The 24,272-nt window shown below is 71.5% G+C and carries 14 protein-coding genes; 11 read left to right on the top strand and 3 right to left on the bottom strand.

Annotated elements, in window-relative coordinates; translation table 11 throughout:
• Window positions 1–4 precede the first annotated feature (4 nt).
• Window positions 5–823 (bottom strand): hypothetical protein, encoded by an 819-nt coding sequence (locus MXD62_RS24210; RefSeq protein WP_248831754.1) that lies wholly within the window; start codon window positions 821–823, stop codon window positions 5–7.
• A 223-nt stretch (window positions 824–1,046) separates the two neighbouring features.
• On the opposite strand from MXD62_RS24210, the gene MXD62_RS24205 reads away from it, so the two are divergent.
• On the top strand, window positions 1,047–2,597 hold the full coding sequence (locus MXD62_RS24205; RefSeq protein WP_248831753.1) for a gluconokinase: 1,551 nt from the start codon (window positions 1,047–1,049) through the stop codon (window positions 2,595–2,597).
• 85 nt (window positions 2,598–2,682) lie between these two features.
• Here the strand turns inward: MXD62_RS24205 and MXD62_RS24200 are convergent, their stop codons facing one another.
• Window positions 2,683–3,678: a LacI family DNA-binding transcriptional regulator gene (locus MXD62_RS24200; protein WP_248831752.1), complete on the bottom strand. Its 996-nt coding sequence runs from the start codon at window positions 3,676–3,678 to the stop codon at window positions 2,683–2,685.
• 191 nt (window positions 3,679–3,869) lie between these two features.
• Here MXD62_RS24200 and MXD62_RS24195 point away from each other — a divergent pair, with 191 nt between their 5' ends.
• The 9 genes from MXD62_RS24195 to MXD62_RS24155 all read left to right on the top strand — a co-directional run bounded on the left by MXD62_RS24195 (window position 3,870) and on the right by MXD62_RS24155 (window position 21,611).
• Window positions 3,870–6,377 carry a glycoside hydrolase family 2 TIM barrel-domain containing protein gene (locus tag MXD62_RS24195; protein ID WP_248831751.1) on the top strand — a complete coding sequence of 836 codons (2,508 nt, stop codon included), beginning with the start codon at window positions 3,870–3,872 and terminating at the stop codon, window positions 6,375–6,377.
• A 44-nt stretch (window positions 6,378–6,421) separates the two neighbouring features.
• Window positions 6,422–8,857 (top strand): glycoside hydrolase family 3 N-terminal domain-containing protein, encoded by a 2,436-nt coding sequence (locus MXD62_RS24190; protein ID WP_248831750.1) that lies wholly within the window; start codon window positions 6,422–6,424, stop codon window positions 8,855–8,857.
• Between the two features lie 153 nt (window positions 8,858–9,010).
• A complete protein-coding gene (locus tag MXD62_RS24185; RefSeq protein ID WP_248831749.1) occupies window positions 9,011–11,236 on the top strand; it encodes an ATP-binding protein in 2,226 nt (741 codons plus the stop codon).
• Between the two features lie 6 nt (window positions 11,237–11,242).
• Entirely contained in the window at window positions 11,243–14,107 is a 2,865-nt protein-coding gene (locus MXD62_RS24180; protein WP_248831748.1) for an ATP-binding cassette domain-containing protein, read from the top strand.
• 86 nt (window positions 14,108–14,193) lie between these two features.
• On the top strand, window positions 14,194–15,501 hold the full coding sequence (locus MXD62_RS24175; RefSeq protein ID WP_248831747.1) for an ABC transporter substrate-binding protein: 1,308 nt from the start codon (window positions 14,194–14,196) through the stop codon (window positions 15,499–15,501).
• A gap of 49 nt (window positions 15,502–15,550) precedes the next feature.
• Window positions 15,551–16,789, top strand: coding sequence for a family 1 glycosylhydrolase (locus tag MXD62_RS24170; RefSeq protein ID WP_248831746.1), 1,239 nt, complete (start codon window positions 15,551–15,553; stop codon window positions 16,787–16,789).
• Between the two features lie 14 nt (window positions 16,790–16,803).
• The gene (locus MXD62_RS24165) at window positions 16,804–17,877 is read left to right on the top strand and encodes a Gfo/Idh/MocA family protein (protein WP_248831745.1); all 1,074 of its coding nucleotides are present in this window, start codon (window positions 16,804–16,806) and stop codon (window positions 17,875–17,877) included.
• The gene (locus MXD62_RS24160; RefSeq protein ID WP_248831744.1) at window positions 17,874–20,273 is read left to right on the top strand and encodes a glycoside hydrolase family 3 N-terminal domain-containing protein; all 2,400 of its coding nucleotides are present in this window, start codon (window positions 17,874–17,876) and stop codon (window positions 20,271–20,273) included. The genes MXD62_RS24165 and MXD62_RS24160 overlap by 4 nt, the downstream gene beginning before the upstream one ends.
• A 120-nt stretch (window positions 20,274–20,393) precedes the next feature.
• Window positions 20,394–21,611, top strand: a complete 1,218-nt coding sequence (locus MXD62_RS24155; protein ID WP_248831743.1) for an ABC transporter substrate-binding protein — start codon at window positions 20,394–20,396, stop codon at window positions 21,609–21,611.
• Window positions 21,612–21,744: 133 nt separating this feature from the next.
• On the opposite strand, the gene MXD62_RS24150 is transcribed toward MXD62_RS24155, so the two are convergent.
• On the bottom strand, window positions 21,745–22,974 hold the full coding sequence (locus MXD62_RS24150) for an ROK family protein (RefSeq protein ID WP_248831742.1): 1,230 nt from the start codon (window positions 22,972–22,974) through the stop codon (window positions 21,745–21,747).
• Window positions 22,975–23,041: 67 nt separating this feature from the next.
• Here MXD62_RS24150 and xylA point away from each other — a divergent pair, with 67 nt between their 5' ends.
• Window positions 23,042–24,265, top strand: coding sequence for a xylose isomerase (gene xylA, locus MXD62_RS24145; RefSeq protein ID WP_248831741.1), 1,224 nt, complete (start codon window positions 23,042–23,044; stop codon window positions 24,263–24,265).
• The last annotated feature ends 7 nt before the right edge of the window (window positions 24,266–24,272 follow it).

Raw genomic sequence — 24,272 nt, 5'->3', positions numbered from 1 at the left:
GGGCCTACCGGCCGCTGGAGCCAGTGGTCCGTGCCAGCAGGCCGCCAGTACGGCACACACCGTGCCTGTACGCGGTGTCGTCGAGTGTCCGGTCGAGGCGGCAGGACTGGTCGCCGAGCAGGTGCAGAGCCGTCGCGTGCCGGTCGGGTGCGCTCCAGTCCGAGGTCCGGAAGAAGTCGTCGCTGGCGTAGGGGAACCGGAGGATGACGGCGGCCCGGCCGTCGGCGAGCAGCTCGGATTCGATGCGGAACGCGACGCGGGAGTCGCGCGGATCGGCGACCGTGCTGACCCGCACCTCGTGCCCGGCGTACTCGAAGACACTGACGAGCTCGCCCGACCACAGGTCGAGGCGCTGACGCGGGTTCGTGAGCGCCCCGGGATCGCTCTCGGCGGCGGCGTCGGGGTCGGGCCGCAGGACGAGTCCGATGCGGCCCAGATCGAGGCGCTGGGGATTACAGTGCAGCCAGGTTCCGGCGCGGTGCTCCTCGGTGATCTCGCCGGTGAACATCGCCATCATGTCGAACCTGTCGGGGTACTCCACCGGCCCGCGGGCGGTCTGGTAACCGGTCATCGCGTCGGCGAGCACGAACCCCTCGGGGTTGGGCATGGAGTGCCAGCCCCACGTCGACATCGTCGCGGTGTTCACGGCCAGACGTTTCTCCGGGTGGGCGGCGGCCTGGTCGTGAAAGGCCGGGAAGGTCTGCATGCCGGTGATGTCGGCGGTGAAGGCGAAATCGCCGTTGCCGACCGTGATCGCCGCCGCCGCGTCCGCCCGCACCAGTTCGACGTTGTGACGGCGGACGACAGCCTCTCGGTCAATCATGCTCAGCCTTTCCGCCCATGCAAACCCAATCGCGGGCCCCAGGCGCGCGACCCGTCGATACTAGCTCGCGCTAGTTTACGGAGGCCACGCTATATTGGTGCCTTAGCGCGCGCAAGCTGTCCGAATCCAGGAGGCGGCGCGACACCGCCAGGGACCCTCCCGCCGTCCATCATGAGGAGCAACCCGTCCGCGCCCGGATCTTCTACCCTGGTACAGGGAGAACATGAGACGGCCTTCCACAGCAGTCGCATCCGGCACCGGGGTTGACGTGATCCTCGGCGTCGACGTCGGCACGACCGCCACGAAGGTCGTGGCCTTCGACCCGGACGGTCGCGAGCACGCCAGTGCGAGGGTCGGCTATCCCCTGCTCGAGCCTCACCCCGGCGAGGCCGTGCAGGACCCCGACGTCATCAGGGGGGCGGTGACCGAGGCGATCAGAGGGGCGGCGCGGCAGGCCGGGAACGCCGGTCACCGGGTCAGCGGCCTCTCCTTCTCCGCCGCGATGCACACGCTCATCGGCATCGGCGACGCCGGCCGGCCACTGACCCCGTCACTCACCTGGGCGGATGCCCGGGCGGCGGCACAGGCCGAACGGCTGCGCGCCACCCACGGCCTGGAGCTGCACCGCCGGACCGGCACGCCGACGCACCCGATGTCCCCGCTGGCCAAGCTCGTGTGGTTCCGCGAGCAGGACCCGGAGACCTTCGCGGCGGTGCGCCGCTGGGTGGGGATCAAGGAGTACATCCTCGCCGACCTGTGCGGCGAGTGGCTCGTCGACCACTCGGTGGCATCCGCCACCGGGCTGCTCGACCTGGCCGCCCTCGACTGGGACGGCGAGGCACTGGACGTCGCCGGCATCGACCCGGCCCGGCTGTCCCGCCTCGCCGCGACGACCGAGGTCCTCCCCCGCCTCACTCCGGCCGCGGCCGAGGCGCTCGGGCTGCCGGCCGCGACGCCGGTGGTCGTCGGCGCGAGCGACGGGGCGCTGGCGTCGCTCGGGGTGGGGGCGGTGCACGGCGGGGTCGCGTCCTGCTCGATCGGGACGAGCGCCGCGATCCGGGTGATGGTCGACCGGCCGACCATCGACCCGTCCGGGCACCTCTTCTGCTACGCCCTCGCGCCGGAGCGCTGGGTGGTCGGCGGGGCCGTCAACAACGGCGGGCTGGTGCTGCGGTGGGCACGGGACGCACTGGCGCCCGACCTGGAAGACGAGGCGGCCGTGCTGGACATCGCCGCCCGGGCCCCGGCGGGCTCCGACGGGCTGCTGATGCTGCCCTACCTGACCGGGGAGCGGGCGCCGCACTGGGACTCGCTCTCCCGCGGGGCCTACGTCGGGCTGACCCGGGGGCACCGCCGCGAGCACCTCGTCCGGGCGGCACTCGAAGGGGTCTGTCTGCAGCTCGCACTGGTCGCCAAGTCCATCCGGGCCGCCGGGATCGCGGTGCGCGAGACGCGGGCCACCGGCGGTTTCGCCCGCAGCGCGCTGTGGCGACAGATCCTCACCGACGCCCTCGGCATGGACGTCGACTTCCCCTCGACCCGTGAGGGGACGAGCTTCGGCGCGGCACTGCTGGGGATGGCCGCCCTCGGCATGGTCGAGAACCTCGACGTCGCGGCCGACCTCGTGCGGGCCGGTGAGAGCCACCACCCCGAGCCGGCGTCCGCGGCCACCTACCGCGCGCTGCTCCCGGTCTTCGAGTCGCTCCATGAGGCCCTCGTCCCGGCGTTCCGCACGCTGCGGGACCTCGGCCAGCACGGCCACGGCACCCACTGACCACGGCCCGCACGGCCACGGCACCCACTGGCCGCGGCCAGCGCCGAAACGCGCGCCGGCGAACAGATGTCGCCCTCGCCCGGAACTAGGTTGATTCGCGGCGGACGAGGGTGACGCTCACCGGGGGCCGCCAGTCCGGCAGGGGCCGGCCCTCGGTCTGACAGATGGCGTATTCGGCGAATCCGCGGCCGAGGGTGGCGGTGTCGAATCGGACGGTGGACAGCGCGGGAACGAACATCGTCGCGATGGGGCTGTCGTCGTGGCCGATGACGGCGAGGTCGTCTGGTATCCGGATCCCGAGGCGGATCGCGGCGCTGACGGTGGCGGCGGCGACGTCGTCGTTGAAGGCGACGACCCCGGTCACTCCGGCGCTGGTCCAGGCACGGACCGCGTCGTCGGCGGATCCGTCGCGGTAGTCGATGTGCTCGATGTCGACGGGTGGCAGGCCGAGGGCGCGGGCTCGTTCCCGGGCCGCGTCGTGGCGGGCCTGGACGAGGGAGGACGGGAGGGGGTCGGCGAAGGCGGCGTAGGCGAGCTTGCGGCGGCCGTGTTCGTGCAGGTGCTCGACCTGGAGCCGGGGTCCCGCGTTGACGGCCAGGGAGAGGTCGAGGGGTTCCTGTCGGGCGGGGTCCGGGAAGATCCGGCGGATCCCGCAGCCGCGCATCGAGGCGATCTCGTCCGGGCTGAAGGAGGTGAACCCGAAGACGCTGTCCGGGGTCAGGAGCTCCCAGAGGGGGCGGGTCTCGCCGTGAGGCCGGCGGGTGTAGGTGACGAGCGAGTAGCCGGCTTCGTCCAGGACGCGGGACGCCTCGTCGAGGTAGATCCGGAAGCTGTACTCGACGGGCCAGTCCGGCAGGACGAACAGGACGATCCTGCTGCGTCCGCTGGCGAGGGCCTGGGCGGCGCTGTTCGGCCGGTAGCCGAGGCGCAGGGCCGCTTCGAGCACCCGCTCCCGGGTGCCCTCCGAGATCGTCTGCCCGCGGGTCCGGTTGAGGACGAAGCCCACCGTCGCCCGGGAAACCCCTGCGACCGCGGCAACATCCGTGGCGGTGACCCTTCGCTTCGCCGTCGCCTCTGACACGGCCACCGCCCCCCTCACTCGGGCCCACTTGCGCGCGCTAACAGCACGATGTTAGCTTGTCTACCCACGATGCTAGTACGTGCTAGTGGCCTGGGGCACCCGCCTTCGCGACCTCGGGTCACCTTTCGCGCGCAGGTGCCATCCGCCCGAATCCACGACGAACAAAGACTGCGTTGCCAGGGAGAGCTCGGTTGATCCGTTCATCCTTCAATGACGGCTGGTCCTTCCGCCGGAAGACCGACGCGTTCCTGGAGATCCTCGGCCGGGCCGACGCCCCCTGGCAGGACGTCCGGCTGCCCCACGACGCGATGGTGGGACTCGAACGCGACGGGGCCGATACCGAAGCGGGTCAGCGCGGCTACTACCCGAGCGGGGCATACCAGTACCGGAAGACCTTCTTCGCGCCGGAGGAGTACCGGAACCGGCGAGTCACGCTCGAGTTCGAGGGTGTCTACCGGAACGCCCGGGTTTTCATCAACGGTGATTTCGCGGCGCAGTGCGCCTACGGCTACTCCAACTTCTACGTCCGCACCGATCACCTGCTGAAGTACGGCAGCGCCAACGAGATCGTCGTGGAGGCGCACAGCGGCAACGACACCCGCTGGTACTCGGGTGGCGGGGTCTACCGCAACACGAAGCTGATCGTCGGCGATCTGGTGCACCTCGCACTGGACGGGGTGAGGATCACGACTCCGGCCGTGGACGACGACCTCGCGGTGGTCGCGGTGGCGACCGAGATCCAGAACGAATCGCCGGTAACCCGGACCCTCGATGTGCTCACCGAGATCGTGGACGCCGACGGCATCGTCGTCGCCCGGGACGCCGCTCCGGTCACCGCGTTCATCGGCGACCGACTCACCCTGCGCCAGCGGCTGTCCGTGCCGCACCCGGAACTGTGGGGGGTGGACACGCCCTACCTCTACCTCTGCCGGATCACCGTCACGGCGGACGGCGAGCTCCTGGACCAGGAGACCACGCGCTTCGGCATCCGTACGCTCACCGTTGATCCACTGCGGGGCCTGCGCATCAACGGCGAGACGGTGAACCTGCGCGGCGCCTGCGTCCACCACGACAACGGGGTGATCGGCGCCGCGACCATCGACCGCGCCGAACAGCGCCGGGTCGAGATCCTCAAGCGGGCCGGCTTCAACGCCATCCGCAGCTCGCACCATCCGATGAGCAAGGCGCTGCTCGACGCCTGCGACCGGCTCGGCGTCCTCGTGATCGACGAGCTGTTCGACGCGTGGACCCGCTCCAAGGTGAGCCAGGACTACGCCCTCGACTTCGCCACCTGGTGGGAGTCCGACGTGCGGGCGATGGTCGACAAGGACTTCAACCATCCCAGCGTCATCCTCTACTCGATCGGGAACGAGATCCCGGAGACGGGCACCGCCGCCGGCGCGGCGATCAGCCGCCGGCTCGCCGAGAAGATCCGCTCGATCGACAGCACCAGGTTCGTCACGAACGGCGTCAACGGACTCCTCGCCGGCGGCCCCGACCTGCTCGCCTCCTTCGCCGGCGAATCCCGGAAGGTCGGCGAATCCCGCAAGAAGGAAGAGGACGGCGAGGGCGAGAGCCTTGACGTCAACGGGTTCATGACGCGGTTCCGCGAGTTCATGCCGATCCTCATGAGCTCCGACATTGTCGGTTCCAAGACCGCCGAGTCGATGGCCTGCCTCGATGTCGCCGGCTACAACTACCTGGAATCACGGTACGAGCAGGACGGGGCGCAGTTCCCCAACCGGGTGATCGTCGGAACCGAGACCTATCCCGCCGACATCGACACGAACTGGCGGCTCGTCCAGGACCACAGCCACGTCATCGGTGACTTCACCTGGACCGGCTGGGACTACCTCGGCGAGCCGGGGACCGGCCGGATCGAGTACGAAGGCGACAGCGAGACCACGAACTCCGCACTGAACCACCAGGGCGGCTACCCGTGGCTGACGGCGTGGTGCGGTGACATCGACATCACCGGCCACCGCCGTCCCGCCTCCTACTACCGCGAGATCGTGTTCGGCCTGCGCGGCGAGCCCTACATCGCCGTCCACCGTCCCGAGCATTTCGGGCGGGCGGTCAGGCTGGCGATGTGGTGGTCGTGGAGCGACTCGGTCTCCAGCTGGAGCTGGAACGGTCACGAGGGCAGGCCCGTGCGGCTCGAGGTGTACTCCGCGGCGGACGAGATCGAGCTCCTGATCAACGGCCGGCGGGTCGGAACGGCCCCGGCGGGTGAGAAGAACCGGTTCAGGGCGGAGTTCGAGACCGTCTACGAGCCCGGCGAGATCGTGGCCGTCGCCTACACCGGCGGCCGCGAGACCGGCCGCACCTCGCTGCGGTCCGCGACCGGCGAGGTCCACCTCGACGCCGCGACCGACCGCACCCGCATCACCGCCGACGACACCGACCTCGCCTACGTCGCCCTCACGCTCGTCGACGGGGCCGGCAACCTCTACAACACCGCCGACCGCAAGGTGGCCGTCGAAGTGACGGGACCCGCCGTGCTCCAGGGCTTCGGCAGCGCGGACCCCAGGACGACCGAGAACTTCTTCGACACGGTCCGCACGACCTTCGACGGCCGGGCGCTCGCCGTCATCCGCCCGACGGCACCCGGCTCGATCACCGTCACCGCCACGGCGGAGGGCTGCGAGCCGTCCACCGTGCGCATCGAAGCCGAACCCTCGGGCCCCTCCGCCGAATGACCGGCTGACGCATCAGTGCTGATCACATCAGTAAGGAATCGACGATGACGTACGACGCCCCATTGACGCCTGAGGCCCGGGCGGACGCGCTTCTGCGGACCATGACGGTGGAGGAGAAGGCGCAGCAGGTCACCGGGCTGATGCCGATCGGGCTTCTCGGCGTGGACGGCCTGGTCCAGGCGCAGGCCGAGCGTCTTCTGGGCACCGGGATCGGCCACATCGCGCCGCTCGGGATGCTCAGCCACCGCACGCCCGCGAACCTGGCCAAGGGTGTCAACGAGATCCAGCGATTCCTCGTCACCCAGACCCGCCTCGGCATTCCCGCGCTCTTCCACGTGGAGGCGCTCAACGGTGTGGTGTCCCCTGGTCTGACCACGTTCCCGACCGCGATCGGGCTCGCCGCCACGTGGAACCCCGCCGGGGTGGCGGAGATGGCGGACGTCCTGCGCCGGCAGGCCCGGGCCATCGGTCACCCGTTCGTCCTGTCCCCGGTGATGGACGTGGCCCGCGACGCCCGCTGGGGCCGGGTGCACGAGACCTACGGCGAGGACCCGTACCTGGTGTCCGCGATGAGCGTCGCGTTCGTCCGCGGCATCCAGGGCGGCGACCCGCGCGAGGGTGTGATCGCGACCGGGAAGCACTTCCTCGGCTACGCCCTCACCGAGGCCGGGCAGAACATGGCCCGCACCGCCATCGGGGCGCGGGAGCTGTACGAGGTGTACGCCCGCCCGTTCGAGGCCGCCATCAGGCTGGCCGGTCTCGCGGCGGTGATGAACTCCTACAGCACCGTCGACGGCGTCCCGGTCGGCGCCAACCGCGAGATCCTCACCGGCCTGCTGCGGGACCGCCTCGGCTTCGCCGGCACCGTCGTCTCCGACTACGAGACCATCCGCCACCTGTACAAGCGGCTCGGTGTCGCGCGGGACGCCGAGGAGGCCGGCCGGCTCGCCCTCGCCGCGGGCCTCGACGTCGAGCTTCCCGTCCCCGACGGCTACGGCCCCACGCTCGCGCGGGCCGTCCACGCCGGCACGGTGCCCGTCGAGCAGCTGGACCAGGCCGTGTGGCGGGTCCTGCGGGACAAGTTCGCGCTCGGCCTGTTCGACCGGCCCTACGCCGACGAGGACCCCGTCATCGTCAACGAGGTCGCCCGCCAGGGTGTCGACCTCTCCTACCGGCTCGCCCAGCAGTCGGTGACCCTGCTGGCGAACGACGGCACCCTGCCGCTGTCCCGGGACCTGCGCCGGATCGCGGTCGTCGGCCCGCACGCCGACGGGATCTCCTTCGCGTTCCCGCCGTACACCTACCCCGCCGCGCTGGAGATGCTCCGTGCCCGGTTCACCGGCGAGCGGGCCCACATACCCGGCACCGAGAACATGGCCGGTGACATCACCCCCGAGGCGGCCGCGCTGATGCGCCAGGAACTCGCCGGCCCCATCGGGACACCGATCGACGACTACATCCGCGACGCCTACGGCGCGCTGTCCCTCGCCGACGCCGTCCGGCGGGCCGTCCCCGGCGCGCGGGTGACCGTGGCCACCGGCTGCGGGGTCCTCGACGAGGAGCCGACCGACATCCCGGCCGCGGTCGCCGCCGCCGCGGACGCCGACGTGGTGATCCTCGCCCTCGGCGGGCGGGCCGGCTGGTTCACCCCCCGGATCACCGAGGGCGAGGGCTGCGACACCGCGAACATCGACCTGCCGGCGAACCAGGTCGCGCTCGTCGAGGCCGTCACAGGCACCGGAACCCCGTGCGTGGGGATCGTGTACACCGGCCGGCCGATGGCCCTGACCCCGATCGTCGGCCTGCTCCCGGCACTGCTCTACGGCTACTACGGCGGCCAGCACGCCGCCACCGCCATGGCCGACGTGCTGTTCGGCGACGTCAACCCGGCCGGCAAGCTCCCGATCTCCATCCCGCGGCACTCCGGGCAGGTGCCCGTCTACTCCGGCCAGCCGACCGGCACCGGCTACCGGCGCACCGACCAGGACATGCACCAGGGCTACCTCGACCTGCCGTCCGGCCCGCTGTTCCCGTTCGGCCACGGGCTGAGCTACACGACCTTCGACTACACCGACCTCGCGGTCAGCTCGCCCGAGGTCGACAGCGAGGGCGCGGTCACCGTGCGGCTGACCGTCCGCAACACCGGCCCGCGGGCCGGCGACGAGATCGTGCAGCTCTACTTCTCCGACCAGGCCACCGGGGTCACCCGACCGGCCCGGGAGCTCGTCGGCTTCACCCGGATCAGCCTGGACACCGGCGCGGCGGCGACCGTGGCGTTCACCGTGCCCATGAGCCAGCTCGGCTACGTCGCCCTCGACGGCGGGTTCGTTCTCGAGCCCGGCCCCGTCCAGGTTCTCGCCGGCAGCTCCTCCGACGACATCCGCCTGCACGGCAGTTTCGACGTCGTCGGAAAAGTCGCCGAGCTGGACGGCCGCCGTTCCTTCCTCTCGGACGTCACCGTCAGCGACACACGCCCTTGAACCACCGGCCGCACCTGCCAGGAAACCCGACCGCCACCTTTCCGGGCCGGCTTCTCGCCGGGCGCCAGTCGCTGACCGAGGTCAGCGGATTCTTACGGAGATTTCCATGCTCACATGCATTACCTGTTCACCGTTGACTGACCGGTGGTCGTCGTGAGCACGCCCACCGATCCGGCAACGGAGTCGGCGCCGGCGGGGGTGGCGGCAGGGCTGGCCGCGGGGCTGATCGAGGCGGAAGCGGAGCGACGGGCGCGGCAGGCGGACTCGCAGCGTGAGGTGTTGTTCGCGGACGAGCTGCTGCCGGGTGTGGGCGGTGAGCGGCTGTCATTGCGGCAGGGGCTGGCCGCCGGTGGTTCGGTGACGTTCCTGACGTTGATGACGCTGTCGGCGCTGGACGAGCTGGAGTCGGCGGCGCTGACGACGTTGGCGCCGGACATCCGGGACGCGTTCGGGCTGAGCGACGGCGCGATCGTGTTCATCTCCGCGGCCGCCGGGGCGTTCCTCGTGCTCGGCGCGCTGCCGATGGGCTGGCTGGCGGACAAATGCCGGCGCTCCCGGGTCATCGGCTGGGCGGGCGTCGTCTTCTCGGTGATGGTGCTGGCAAGCGGACTGGCGGCGAACGCGTTCCTGTTCTTCCTGGCCCGCTTCGGTGTCGGGGTGGCGAAGTCGAGCAACAACTCGGTACACGGCTCGTTGCTCGCCGACACCTATCCGATCGGTGTGCGCGGGCGGATCTCCGCGGCGAACTTCGGTGCGGCGCGGACCGCGGGCGCGCTCAGCCCCCTGGTGGTCGCGGGTATCGCCACGCTGGCGGGCGGGGCTGACGGCTGGCGTTGGCCGTTCCTGATCCTCGGCCTGCCGGCCCTGGCGGTGGCGGTCTTCGCCTTCCGCCTGCCGGAACCGCCGCGCGGCCAGCACGAGATGAAATCGGTGCTGGGCGAGGTGGTCGAGGACGCCGAGCCGATGCCGATCTCGGTGGAGGCGGCGTTCGCCCGGCTGCTGCGCATCCGGACCGTCAAGACCGCGATCGTCGCGTTCTCCGCGCTGGGCTTCAGCCTGTTCACCACGAGCATCCTGGCGAACCTGTGGGCCGAGGACCACTACGGGATGTCGACGTTCCAGCGGGGCCTGATGGGTTCCCTCGGCGGCGCCGCGCTGCTCGTCGCCCTGCCGATCGTCGGGCCACGCTACGACCGGCTCTACCACCGGGACCCGGCCCGGGCGGTGGCGCTGCTGGGGCTGTGCATCCTGCCGGGCGCGGTGCTGCTGCCGGTCCAGTGGTTCATGCCGAACTGGATCGGTTTCATGCTGGCCAGCATCCCGGGGGCGGTGTTCTCCTCGGTGGCGTTCTCGATGGTGGGCCCGGTGATGCAGTCGGTGACCCCCTACCGGCTGCGCGGGCTGGGCCTGGCGCTGGCGGCGGTCTACATGTTCTTCATCGGCGCGACCGGCGGCGCCATCCTCTCCGGGCTGATCAGCAACGCCTACGACCCACGGGTCGCCGTGCTGGTGATCGGCGTCCCCGCGACCGCGGTCGGCGGCCTCATGATGATCCGGAGCGCGTCGTTCGTGAAGAACGACCTGTCGCTGGTGGTGGCGGACCTGCGCGAGGAGCTCGCCGAACGCGACCGGCAGCGCGAGAACCCGGACGACATCCCCGCGCTCCAGGTCAACAACATCGACTTCTCCTACGGGCCGGTGCAGGTCCTGTTCGACGTCGCCTTCGACGTGAAGAAGGGCGAGACCCTGGCGCTGCTGGGCACCAACGGTGCCGGCAAGTCCACCATCCTGAAGGTCATCTGCGGCCTGGGCACCCCGTCGCGCGGGGTGGTCCGCCTCGGCGGGCGGACCATCACCTACGTCTCCCCGGAACAGCGCGGGAAGTACGGGGTGCACCTGCTTCCCGGCGGCAAGGGCGTCTTCCCCGCTATGACGGTGCGCGAGAACCTGGAGATGGCCGCGTTCCGGATGCGCCACGACGCCGCCGGCCGTGACCGGCGCTTCGCCTACGTGCTGGACCTGTTCCCGGACCTGGCGGGCCGGCAGGGCCAGCGGGCGGGGTCGCTGTCCGGTGGGCAGCAGCAGATGCTGGCGCTCGCGATGGTGCTGCTGCACGACCCCGAGGTGCTCCTCATCGACGAGCTCTCCCTCGGTCTGGCCCCGGTGGTGGTGCAGGACCTCCTGGTGATCCTCGAACGCCTCAAACAGGACGGTCTGACGATCATCGTCGTCGAACAGTCCCTGAACATCGCCCTCGCGATCGCCGACCGGGCCGTGTTCCTGGAGAAGGGCCAGGTCCGTTTCACCGGGCCGGCCCGCGAACTCGCCGAACGCGACGACCTGGCGCGCGCGGTGTTCCTCGGCCGGGAAGGCGGCTGACCCGCCATGGAAATGCCCACCACCCAGCTGCTCTTCGACGGCGCGGTCACCGGCCTGGTCATCGGCCTGCTCGCGGTCGGCATCGTCCTCGTGCACCGTTCCACCCGCGTCATCAACTTCGCGGTGGCGAACATGGGCCTGGTCGGCTCGGTTCTCTTCGCGCTGCTCACCGTCCGTTACAACGTGCCCTACTGGATCTCGCTGGCCATCGCGCTGGGAGTCGGTGTGCTGTTCGGCGCCCTGGTAGACCTCACGGTGATCCGCCGGTTGTTCGCCGCGCCACGGGTGATCCTGCTCGTGGCGACCATCGGCGTCGCCCAGCTCGCGCTGACCATCGTCACCTCCCTGCCCGACCTCGACGACTATCCGAGGGAGTCCTACCCGGTGCCCTGGTCGGGGAGCTGGTCGCCGGTCAGTGACCTCACGATCACCGGGGCGCAGCTGAGCGTCCTGGTCACGGTGCCTCTCGTCGCCCTCGGGCTCAGCCTGTTCCTGGGCCGGACCGTGCTCGGCCGGACGGTCAAGGCCGCCGCGGACAACCCCGAGCTCGCCCGCCTGCAGGGCATCAGCCCCAAGACCGTGTCGACGGCGGTCTGGGCGGTGGCGGGGCTGATCGGGACGCTGTGCCTGATCCTGGTCTCCGCGCAGAACCAGTCCCTGACCCAGATCACCACCCTCGGCCCCACCACCCTGCTCCGGGCCCTGGCCGCCGCGGTGATCGCCCGGATGACGTCGTTCCGCGTCGCGCTGGTCGCCGGGGTCGCCCTGGGCCTGGGCCAGTCGTTCATCCAGTTCAACTGGCTCGACCAGCCCGGCCTCACCGACCTGACGATCTTCGTCGTGGTGCTGGTCGCGGTGTTCTTCGTCAGCCGCGGCCGGGACACGGAGACCTCGTCGTTCTCCTTCACCCCGAAGATCAAGCCCGTGCCCGACCGGCTGCGCGGGCTCTGGTGGGTCCGCCAGCTCGAACGCGCCCCGCTGGTCCTGCTCGGCCTGGTCGCCGTCGTCCTGCCCCTGCTCGTCGCCCAGCCCTCCCGGCACCTGCTCTACACCGTGATCCTCGGCTACGCGATCTGCGCCGCCTCGATCACGATCCTGACCGGCTGGGCCGGGCAGCTCTCCCTCGGCCAGATGGCGTTCGCGGGACTGGGGGCGCTGCTCGCCGCCGCGCTCAACCGCGGCCTGCGCATCGAGGTCGGCGGCTCCGTCGTGGCGCTGAACGCCCTGCCCTTCCCGGCGGCCGTCGCGATCGCCACGGTGTTCACCGCGGCCCTGGCCGCCGTGGTCGGAGCGGGCGCACTGCGCGTGCGCGGGCTGCTGCTGGCCGTCAGCACCTTCGCGTTCGGGATCGCGGCCGAGCAGTACCTCTACCGCCGCGACGTGTTCCACGACGAGGACGCCAACACCGCCTCGTTCCCCCGCGACACCGTGTTCGGGATCGACGTCACCACCCAGCAGGCCTACTACTACCTGGTCCTGATCGTCCTGGTCCTGGTCCTGCTCGTGGTGGCCCGGCTGCGTAGGTCCGGGGTCGGGCGGACCACCATCGGCGTCCGCGACAATCCCGCCACCGCGGCCGCCTACACCGTCGCCCCCACCCGGGTGAAGCTGCGCGCGTTCGCGCTCGCCGGGGGGATCGCCGGCCTCGGCGGCAGCCTGCTCGCCGGCGCCGTCCAGAACGTCCCCTACGCCGACAGGTACTTCCTCAGCCCCGACTCGCTGCTCCTGGTCTCCATCGTGGTGATCGGCGGTCTCGGCTCGGTCACCGGCCCGCTGCTCGGCTCGCTGTGGGTCATCGGCCTACCGTCGTTCTTCCCCGACAACGACATCGTCCCGCTGCTGACGTCCAGCCTGGGCCTGCTGGTCCTGCTGCTCTACTTCCCCGGCGGCCTGGTCCAGATCGGCTACAGCGCCCGCGACGCCCTCCTCGCCTGGGCGGACAGCAGGCTCGGCACCACCCCACCGGTGAAGAGCGTCTCGGCCGTGCCCCCGGCGCTCACCCGCACCACCCGACCGCCGCTCCCGGAGAACACCCCCGTCCTCGAAACCAGCGACATCCGGGTGCGGTTCGGGGGCCGGGCCGCCGTCGACGGCGTCTCCCTCACCGTGATGCCCGGCGAGATCGTCGGTCTCATCGGCACCAACGGCGCCGGCAAGTCCACCCTGATGAACGCCATCGGCGGTTTCGTCCCCGCCGCCGGCGCCGTCACCCTGCTCGGCCGGGACGTCTCCGCCGCCAGCCCGGCGGCCCGGGCCCGCGGCGGTCTCGGCCGCACCTTCCAGGCCGCCGCCCTGTTCCCCGAGCTGACCGTCCGCGAGACGGTCCAGATCGCGCTGGAGGCCCGCGGGCGCACCGGACTGCCCTCCACCGCCCTGCACCTGCCGCACACCTTCCGCGCCGAACGCGCGAAACGTTCGAACGCCGACGACCTCATCGACTTCCTCGGTCTCGGCCGCTATGCCGACGCGTTCATCGCCGACCTGTCCACCGGCACCCGCCGCATCGTCGAGCTCGCCGGCCTGCTCGCCCTCGACGCCCAGGTCCTCTGCCTCGACGAACCCACCGCCGGCGTCGCCCAACGCGAGACCGAGGCGTTCGGCCCACTCATCCAGGAGATCCGCCGCGAGCTCGGCGCCGCCATGCTCGTCATCGAACACGACATGCCGCTGATCATGAGCATCAGCAACCGCGTCTACTGCCTCGAGACCGGCCGGATCATCGCCGGCGGAACACCGGACGCCGTCCGCAACGACCCCAAGGTCATCGCCAGCTATCTCGGCACCGACGAACGCGCCATCGAACGCAGCGGAAAGGCCCCGGCGACACCTGAGGAACACCACACGCCGACCGACGCGGCCGTTCCCTCGTAACACATCCGGTTCACAGTCTCGCCGGATCCTTGTTTCCGTTTTCCGCATTTCCACTTCCGCATTTCCAGGAACCCGGAGTACCCGACATGACATCGCACCAACGCTGGCGCCGTCCGCTCATGATGATCGCCACGGGAGTCGCGCTCGCCTTAGCCGGTTGCAGCGTCGAGTCGGACGACCCGCCGGCCAGCGGCCCCACCTCGGAGGCGTTCCCGGCGCCCCCGGCGCCGGCGACCGCGCCCGGCGTCACCGCCGACAGCATCAAGATCGGCTTCGTCTACCCCGACCTCGAGGTCGTCAAGCAGTACATCAACATCGACCACGGCGATTACCAGGCCACCTTCAAGGCTCTGGTCGACAAGGTCAACGCCGCGGGCGGCATCCACGGCCGGAAGCTCATCCCCGTGTACGGAGCGGTCGACGTCATCTCCCCCGCCGGCGCCCAGGAGACCTGCGTCAAGCTGACCCAGGACGAGAAGGTCTTCGCGGTGCTCGGGAGCCTCAACGCCGAGGACTCGATGTGCTACGTCCAGACCCACCGGACGGCGCTCGTCGGCGGTGACCTCTCCGCGGAGCGTTATGCCAAGGCGCAGGCGCCGTGGGTCTCGGACCTGCGCGGCGGGGACGAGCTGGCCGACGGCATCGGGTTGTTCGCCGCCGACAACGCCCTGGCGGGCAAGAAGGTCGCGGTCGTCGCCTACCGGGACGACCAGGCCGCGGTGGACAAGGTCGTCCTGCCGGCCCTGCGGCGTCTCCAGGTCCCGGTGACCGAGACCGGCATCCTCGACGCCGACATCAGTGACGCGGCCGCGGTCTCCCAGCAGTTCGGCGTCTTCATCCAGAAGTTCCGGGCCGCGGGGGTCGACACCGTGCTCCTGGTCGGCGGCTCCCAGACCCAGTTCCCCGCCGAGCTCGGGAAGACCGACTACCGCCCCAGGCTGCTGTTCGCCAGCACCAGTCAGGCCCAGGCCTACCTGTTGAGCCCGGGCGACCACGACCCGGCCGTCGTGACCGGTGCCGCGGCCCTCGGGCTGGTCAACGACTACTCCGAGCCGGCCAACGCCGCGTGCGTCGCCACCATCGAGGCCGCGATGCCGGCGCTCACCGGCAAGCTGGTCGACCCGGCGACCGTGCCCTCAGGTGAGCCCGGACCCGGAACGTCCGAGGGCGTCGCCTGCCGTTACCTGGCCCTGTTCCAGGCGATCACCGAGAAGGCCGGTGAGGACCTCACCTACCAGTCGTTCCAGCAGGCCGCCTTCTCGCTCGGTTCCTTCCAGGTCCCCAGCTACCGGGACAAGGCCACTTACAGCCGCGAGACCCCGCACGGCGCGATCCCGCCCCGTCTCTACACGTTCGACCCCGCGCGGAAGAACTTCTTCCCCGCCGCCGGCTGACAGCCGTCCCCGTCCCACGAAAGCATCCGGCTCAGGAGATCCAACGATCATGAGCACATTCCCCGAGGACTTCCTCTGGGGTGCGTCGACCGCGGCGCACCAGGTGGAGGGCGGCAACGTCAACTCCGACATGTGGCGCAGCGAATGGGCGAAGAACTCGACGTTCGCCGAGCCGTCAGGCGATGCCTGCGACCACTACCACCGGTACCCGGAGGACATCGCGACCCTGGCCGGTCTCGGCCTGAACGCCTACCGGTTCGGGGTCGAGTGGTCGAGAATCGAGCCGGAGGAGGGCTATTTCTCCCGGGCCGCTCTCGACCACTACCGCCGAATGGTCGGCACCTGTCTCGAGCACGGAGTCACCCCGGTCGTGACCTACAGCCACTTCTCGACACCGCGGTGGTTCGCCGACGCGGGAGGGTGGGGCAACCCGGCGGCGGCGGACCGGTTCGCCCGGTACGCGGGCCGGGTTACCGAGCACATCGGTGACCTCGTGCCCTGGGTGTGCACGTTCAACGAGCCGAACGTCATCTCCCTGATGGTGCATCTCGGTGTCATCCCGGCCGCGTCCCGCGACGAGACCCTCGGCCTGTCGACCGGCAACGAGCGCCAGGATCCCGGCGAGGCGCAGTCAGGCGAGGCACGGTCAGGCGCGGCGTGGGCCGCCCCCAGCGTCGAGGTGATGGCGAACGCGCATCGCAAGGCCGTGGAGGCCATCAAGTCCGGTCCCGGGAACCCCGCCGTCGGCTGGACGCTGGCCCTCATCGACCTCCAGCCCGCCGACGGCGGCGAACAACGCTGGCAGGCGGTACGCCAGGCGGCCCTCCTCGACTGGCTCGACGTCTCCCGCGACGACGACTTCGTCGGCGTGCAGACCTACACCCGGGAACGCATCGGCCCCGACGGCGTCCTGCCCGTTCCCACCGGAGCCCCCACCACGCAGACCGGCTGGGAGATCTACCCCCAGGCCCTGGGCCACACCGTCCGCCTCGCCGCCGAGCACGCCGGCGTGCCGGTGCTGGTCACCGAGAACGGCATGGCCACCGACGACGACGACGCCCGGATCGCCTACACCACCGCCGCCCTCGAAGGGCTGGCCGGCACCATCGCCGACGGCGTCGACGTCCGCGGCTACCTGCACTGGACGCTGCTCGACAACTTCGAGTGGACCTCCGGTTACGAGATGACCTTCGGGCTCGTCGCCGTCGACCGCACCACCTTCACCCGCACCGTCAAACCCTCCGCCCACTGGCTCGGCAAGGTCGCCCGCGCCGGCGGACCCACCTGAATCGAGGACGTGTCATGTCGTTCCGCTGGGCGATCGCAGGCACCGGCTCCATCGCGAACGGGTTCGCGGAGGCGCTCGGCCGCCTGCCCGAGGCGGAGCTGGTGGCCGTCGGCTCCCGTCAGCAGCAGACGGCCGACAGGTTCGGCGAGAAGTTCGGGGTGCCACGCCGGCGCAGGTACGGGTCGTACGAGGAGCTCGCCGCCGACGACGGCGTCGACGTCGTCTACGTGGCGTCCCCGCACTCGCACCACCACCGGCACACCCTGCTGTTCCTGAGCGCCGGGCGGGGCGTGCTGTGCGAGAAGCCGTTCGCCCTAGACGCGGACCAGGCCGCCGACATGGTGGCCACCGCGCGCGCCCACGGGCAGTTCCTGATGGAGGCGATGTGGAGCCGCTTCCTGCCCGCCTACGTGCGGATCCGGGAGCTGGTCGCGGACGGCGCGATCGGCACCGTCCTCGCCGTCGACGGCGACTTCGGCTTCCGGCTCCCGATGGACCCGTCCCACCGGCTGTTCGACCCCACCCAGGGCGGCGGCGCCCTTCTCGACCTGGGCGTCTACCCCCTGTCGCTGGCGAGCATGCTGCTCGGCGAACCGGACCGGGTCGCCGCCTTCGCCCAGCTCGGCGAGACCGGCGTGGACGAGCACACCGCCGTCATGACGGGCTACGACACGGGCGCGGTGGCCCTCGCCAAGGCGTCTCTGCGGGCCGGTCTCGCCTGCACCGGCCGCATCACCGGCACAGCCGGCAGCATCGAGCTGCCCGCGATGATGCACTGCCCGGACGACCTGGTCGTACGCGGCCCGTTCGGCACCGAGCATCTGAGCCTGCCCGCCGCCCTCGACCCCGCCGCCCTCGCCGGAACGGGCCCCGGTGGCACGGGCCCCGGTGACGGGGCCGGTGGGGACAGGGCCGGTGGCGGCCTGCACCACCAGGCCCGTCACGTGCACGACCGGCTGCGTGCCGGGGAGCTGGAAAGCGACGTCATGCCGCTCGCGGAAACCGTGTCGGTCATGCGCACCCTCGACGCCGCCCGGGCCCAGATCGGCCTGCGCTACCCGACCAGTGAAGAAGGAACCCCGAGGTGACCCGCAGCACGCTGAGTCCCGGCAGGGTCCCCGACCTGGTGTCCCGGCTGACGCTGGAGCAGAAGATCGCCCAGCTGACGGGGTTCGCGGTCACCGACCTCGTCGTCCGTGGCGAGGGGCCGCGCCCGGCCAGTCCGGACATCGACGTCAGCCGGGTGCCGTCGCTGCGCCCGCACGGGACCGGTCACCTGTCCCTGGCCTGGTTCCTCGGCCATGACGCGGCGAGCCTGCGGTCCGCGCTCGACCGGATCCAGTCGGCGGTGCGCGAGGTCGCCCCCTTCGGCATCGGGGCCCTCGCGCACAACGAGGCTGTCAACGGCTTCCTGCATGTCTCAGGTTCGCAGTTCCCGACCGCCTGGGCGCAGGCGGCGGCCTGGGACCCGGCGCTGGTGACCCGCGCGGCGGCCGTGAGCGCCGCCCACATGCGCCAGGCCGGCATCCACCTCGCCTTCTCCCCGGTCATGGACCTCGCGCGGGACCCGCGGTGGGGCCGCGTGCACGAGACCTACGGCGAGGACCCCGAGCTGGCCGCCCAGTTCTCGGTCGCCTTCGTCCGGGGTGTCCAGGGCCCCGAGGGTGACTCCGGCCTGCTCGCGACGGGGAAGCACTTCGCCGGGTACGGCGCCTCCGAGGGCGGCCTCAACCAGGCGGTCACCCAGCTGGGGCGCCGCGCGCTGATCGACGAGTACGCCGAGCCGTTCCGCCGGGCGATCACCGAAGCCGGCCTGGTCGCCGTCATGAACTCCTACAACGAGCTCGACGGCGTGCCCTGCGCCGCCGACCGCTGGCTGCTCACCGACCTGCTCCGCGGCCAGCTGGGCTTCGACGGCATCGTGGTCAGCGACTACAGCGCCGTGGACATGCTGCGGACGATCTACCACACCGCGTCCTCGGAAGGGCAGGCCGCCGTCCAGGCGATCAGCGCCGGCCTCGACGTAGAGCTCCCCGGCGACGTGAACTTCTCCCACCTGGCAGACGAGGTCACCAGTGGCCGTCTCGACGAACACGTCCTCGACACGGCGGTCACCCGGGTCCTCACCGTCAAGGCCCGCGTCGGACTCATCCCGGGGATGGCGACGCCACCCGGTGCGTCCGCCGCGGCGTCTCCGGTCCGGGGGACGCCCCCGGACCGGGCAGAGGCGGCCGAGGTGCGCCGCGCCATCGCCGCCCGTGGCCTGGTCCTGCTCGCCAACGACGGCACCCTGCCCCTGGCACCTCGGGGTGGGCGCATCGTCGTCGTGGGCCCGGCCGCCGACGAGCTGCGCATCCATTTCGGTGCCTACACCTCCGTCTCCAACGCCGAGATGCCGCTGGGAATGATGGCGGTGATGACGGGGCAGGTGCCCGGCGTCGATCCGGCCACCTTCGTGTTCACCGACATCTTCCAGCCGCGGATGCCGGGGTTCGACGAGAGGTTCGAGGCGGAGGCCCGGCGGATCCACCCCGAGGCGCCCACCGTGCTCGACGCGCTGCGGGGCTTCGCCCCGACCGTCGAGTTCGTTCCGCTCGGCCGCTTCGAGGCCGACCCTGAGCACGCACTGGACCAGGCGGCGGTGGCCGCGGCGGTCGCCGACGCCGACGCCGTCATCGCCGTCGTCGGCGAGCGGACCGGATGGGTCGGGAACAACACCGCCGGCGAGGGCCAGTCCACCGCGTCCCCCAGCCTGCCCGGCGACCAGGACGAGCTCGTCGCTCTGCTCGCCGCGACCGGCAGGCCCCTGGTGACCGTGGTGGTCTCCGGACGCCCCCTCCTCCTCGACACCGTGGCTCGGGCCTCGCGCGCCGTCCTTCTCGCACCACTGCTCGGTGAGGAAGCCGGCCCGGCGATCGCGGGGGCCGTGTTCGGTGCGATCAACCCGAGCGGAAAGCTCCCGAGCACCTTCCCCCGGCACCTGGGCCAGATCCCGATCTATCACGGGCACCACTTCGGCAGCGGCTACGACCACCCCACCGGCACCCGGCACGGCTACAACGACCTCGACGACGACGCCCCGCTCTACGCCTTCGGGCACGGCCTTTCCTACAGCTCCTTCGACATCGCCCTCGACGAGTCAGCCGGACCGGCCGTCGAGGAGATCGACGGGCAGCTGCGGGCGCGGCTCCTCGTGTCGAACACCGGCACCGTCGACGGCGAGACCGTCGTGCAGCTCTACGCACGGGACGAGGCCGCGACGGTCGTCCGGCCCGTCCGCCAGCTTCTCGGGTTCACCCGCCTGGCTCTGGCCGCGGGAGAAACACGGCGGGTTCTCCTCGATGCCCCGGTCGAGCGGCTGTTCTACACCATGGCCGACGGCACCCGCGGCCTCGAGCCCGGCGACGTCACCGTGCTGGCCGCGCTCAGCAGTGACGACATCCACTGCTCGCGAACCCTCCCGCTGTCCGCCCGCCGCGCCTGACGGCGCACGCCGGATCCCCTTCCCGTATCCCGACCGCGGAGGAAAGGCCGGCGTCGCCCTGGCCTGGCGACCACCCGGGATCTCCGTCGTCCTCACCAGGCACCGCTGAAGGAAACCCGCATGCGTTCACGCACCTTGGCCAGATCGTCCGTGGCGGCGGCGGCAGCCTCGATCCTCCTCGCTGTCACCGCCTGTTCCACGCCGGGAACCCGGCCCGACGCGGTCGCGGCCTGCGACTCCCCCGGGGTGACACCCGACCGGATCACGCTCGGGTTCGTGTACTCCGACTCCGGAGGGGCCGGCAGTGCCTTCTCCTCCGCTCGCGCCGGTTTCGACGCGAGAATCAGCCTGGCCAACGCCGAGGGCGGCGTTCACGGCCGCCGGGTCGTCTACCAGTGGCGCGACGACGAGAGCTCGGGCCCGGTCAACGCGAACGTCACCGAGGGCCTCATCCGCACCGGTTCCGTCTTCGGCCTGGTGATGAGCAGCGCCGTCACCGGTGAGTCGCAGGACTACCTGACGCGCGAGGGGGTGCCGGTCACCGGCCTCGCGGCCGAGCCGGCGTGGGCCGGGCACGCGAACATGTTCTCCTACATGTACTCGGCCTCACCCGAGATCATCGGCCGGTACATCCAGGCCGGTGGCGGCAGGAAGGTCGCCCTGGTGACCTCGGGGCAGTCGGCCTTCAGCTCCGACATCGTGGCCACCTACTCACAGCACCTGCAGGCACTGGGGCTCACCGCCGTCGCGGTGCTTCCCTACTCCGCCACCATCGACAACCCCGACCGGACAGCCCGCCAGATCGCCGAGTCCGGTGCCGACAGCCTGCTCGGCATCACCGCGGCGAACGACTTCGCCGACGTCGTCCAGGCGACGCGCAGGAACGGCCTGCACCTCGCTGTCAGCGTCGCGCTCTCCGGCTACGACCGCAACCTGCTGGCCACCTCCGGCCCGGCCCTCGCCGGAGTCTCGATCCCGGTGTTCTTCCGCCCCTTCGAAGCCGGCGGGCCCGCGGTCGAGCGGTACCGCGCCGCGATGACCCGGTACGCGCCGGAGACCGTGAACCCGGAACAGCAGTTCGCGATGTTCACCTACATCTCCGCCGACATGTTCCTGCGCGGACTGGACCTGGCCGGCCCCTGCCCCACCCGCGAGGGGTTCATCAAGGCCCTGCGCGCCGTCCCCGACTACGACGCCGGGGGCCTCATCGCACCCGTCGACCTGCGGGACAACGCCGGCAAGCCGATCGCCTGCCACGCCTTTGTCCAGGTCGGCCCCACGGGCGCCACGTTCGACGTCACCCAGGAGGAGCTCTGCGCCGACGGCGCCACCGGCTGACCCGGCTCACGCTCATGGCCCGGAAGTCCGAGGCACGCCGTTCCGCACGCTGATCGTCTCGTCCTGGATGGTGTCTGGGATCTCCAGCTCCTTCCGGCCCGCTCGCGGAGCGCGGCGAGCGGTGGCGCGACGCCTACCGGACCGTCCAGCGCGCCGGATCGGCGATCACCGCCGCCAGCTCGGCGAAGGCCGCGCCGGTGGCGCCGGGGGCGGAGCCGGGCTCGGCCGCGACGATCGCCGGCGCGACCCAGCGGGCCGACAGCACGCGGGCCCGCAGCGCCGGGTCCAGGTCCGGGCGCAGCAGGCCGGCGATCTGGCCCAGATAGCCCCCGAGGACAACGGTGGGAACGTCGAACATGTTGATGACGCTGGCCACCGCGATGCCGAGGGCCCATGCCGCCACACCGACGGCCTGGCACGCGTCCTGATCGCCGGCCGCCACCCGCTCGAACAGGCGGTCGGGCGGCGCGGTCGCGCCCAGCCCGACGGCGGCGAGCAGCGTGTACCGCCCGGCGTAACGCTCCAGGCAGCCGGTCGACCCGCACGGGCAGCTCGGGCCGTTGGGGTCGACGCAGACATGCCCGATCTCGCCGGCCCAGCCGTGGGAGCCGGTGACGACCACTCCGTCCCGGACCACGGCGCCGCCGATGCCGATCCCGCCCGACAGGTAGACGAAGTCCGGCAGCGGGGCCGGCCGTCCCGGCGCGCTCTCGGCGACCGTGCGCGCGGCCAGGTCGGCCTCGTTGCCGATCGTGAACGGCAGGCCGGCGAGCGTCCCCGAGGCCAGCATGTCGACCGGTCGGAGGTCCGACCAGCCGAGGGTCGGTGCCCGCAGCAGCAGCCCCTCCCCCACGGCGACGATGCCGGGCAGGGCGAGCCGCGCTCCGATGAGGCGGGTCCCGGCGGGCAGCCGGGACAGGAGGCCGCCGCTCGCGGCGTCGAGGCGACGCAGCGCCTCCTCCGGTGGACTCGCGACGAGATCTCGGCTCTCGACCCACTCGGCGAGGACCTGGCCGCGCAGGTTGATCACCCGGGCCGCCAGGAATCCGGCGTCGATCTGGAGCCCCAGCGCCGCGATCCGCGAGCCCGGGGCCAGCGGCGTCCCTGGCCGGCCGCGGCGGGGCGCGGGGCGGTCCAGCTCGTCAGGGCCCAGCTCGTCCACGACACCGCCGGTGACGAGCTCGTCGACGAGACGCGACGCGGTGGCCCGGGTCATCGAGGTCGCCCCGGCGACGTCCGCCCGCGAAAGGTACGCCGGCGCCGCGGCGGCGACGGTGCGGGCGACCAGGGCGAGGTTGCTCTCACGCAGGGTCGCCTGCCGGGCCCCGCTCGTCGGTCGAGGTCCGGGCAGCTCCAAGGGCACACGTTGACGCTACCGCGACCCAGGATTATGTTTTATCGAAATACTAAAGACGCGGATCGGAGCAGCGATGCCACGACAGCCCACTCCCGAGGACAAGTTCTCCTTCGGCCTGTGGACGGTCGGCTGGACCGGAACCGACCCCTTCGGCCTGCCGACCCGGACGGCCCTCGGCCCGTGGGAGTACGCCGACCGGCTGGCCGAGATAGGCGCCTGGGGCATCACCCTGCACGACAACGACGTCTTCCCCTTCGACGCCGACGACGCCGCCGCCGCGCGGGCCTGCCGCCGGCTGAAAGAGGCCACCGACTCGTCCGGCCTGGTCATCGAGATGGTGACCACGAACACCTTCACCCATCCCGTGTTCAAGGACGGCGGCCTGACGTCGAACGACCGCGGCGTGCGCCGGTTCGGCCTGCGCAAGGTGCTGCGCGCGGTGGATCTCGCGGCCCAGCTCGGCGCGACCACGTTCGTGATGTGGGGCGGCCGGGAGGGCAGCGAGTACGACGGGTCGAAGGACGTCTTCGCCGCGCTGGAGCGCTACCGGGAGGGCCTGGACACCGTCGCCGGCTACATCAAGTCCCAGGGCTACGACCTGCGGATCGCGCTCGAACCGAAGCCGAACGAGCCGCGCGGCGACATCTTCCTGCCCACCGTCGGGCATGCGCTGGCGCTGATCGCCGAGCTGGAGCACGGCGACATCGTCGGGGTCAACCCGGAGACCGGGCACGAGCAGATGGCCAACCTCAACTACACCCACGCGCTCGGCCAGGCGCTGTGGAGCGGGAAGCTCTTCCACATCGACCTCAACGGGCAGCGGGGCCTGAAGTACGACCAGGACCTGGTCTTCGGGCACGGCGATCTCGTCTCGGCGTTCTTCACCGTCGACCTGCTCGAGAACGGCTTCCCGGGCTACCCGGGCGGCCCCCGGTACACCGGTCCCCGCCACTTCGACTACAAGCCGTCGCGGACGGAGGGCATGGCCGGGGTCTGGGAGTCGGCGCGGACGTGCATGTCGACCTACCTGCTGCTCGCGGAGAAGGCGGCGGCGTTCCGCGCCGATCCCGCCGTCCAGGAGGCGATGGCCTACGCCGGCGTGTTCGAGCTGGCCGAGCCCACCCTCACCCCCGGCGAGACCGCGGCCGACCTCCTCGCCTCGGACGACGGCTTCGACCCGGCCAAGGCGGCCGAGCGGGACTTCGGTTTCGTCCGGCTCCAGCAACTGGCGATCGAACACCTCGTCGGCTCGCCGACCCCCGGCGCGGGCACGGCGGCCGCCCGGCCGGCCGGCTGAGCCGGAC

This window comes from Frankia sp. Mgl5 (assembly GCF_023242985.1).
Lineage (GTDB): Bacteria > Actinomycetota > Actinomycetes > Frankiales > Frankiaceae > Parafrankia > Parafrankia soli.
This window is presented reverse-complemented; position numbering and strand designations above follow the sequence as displayed.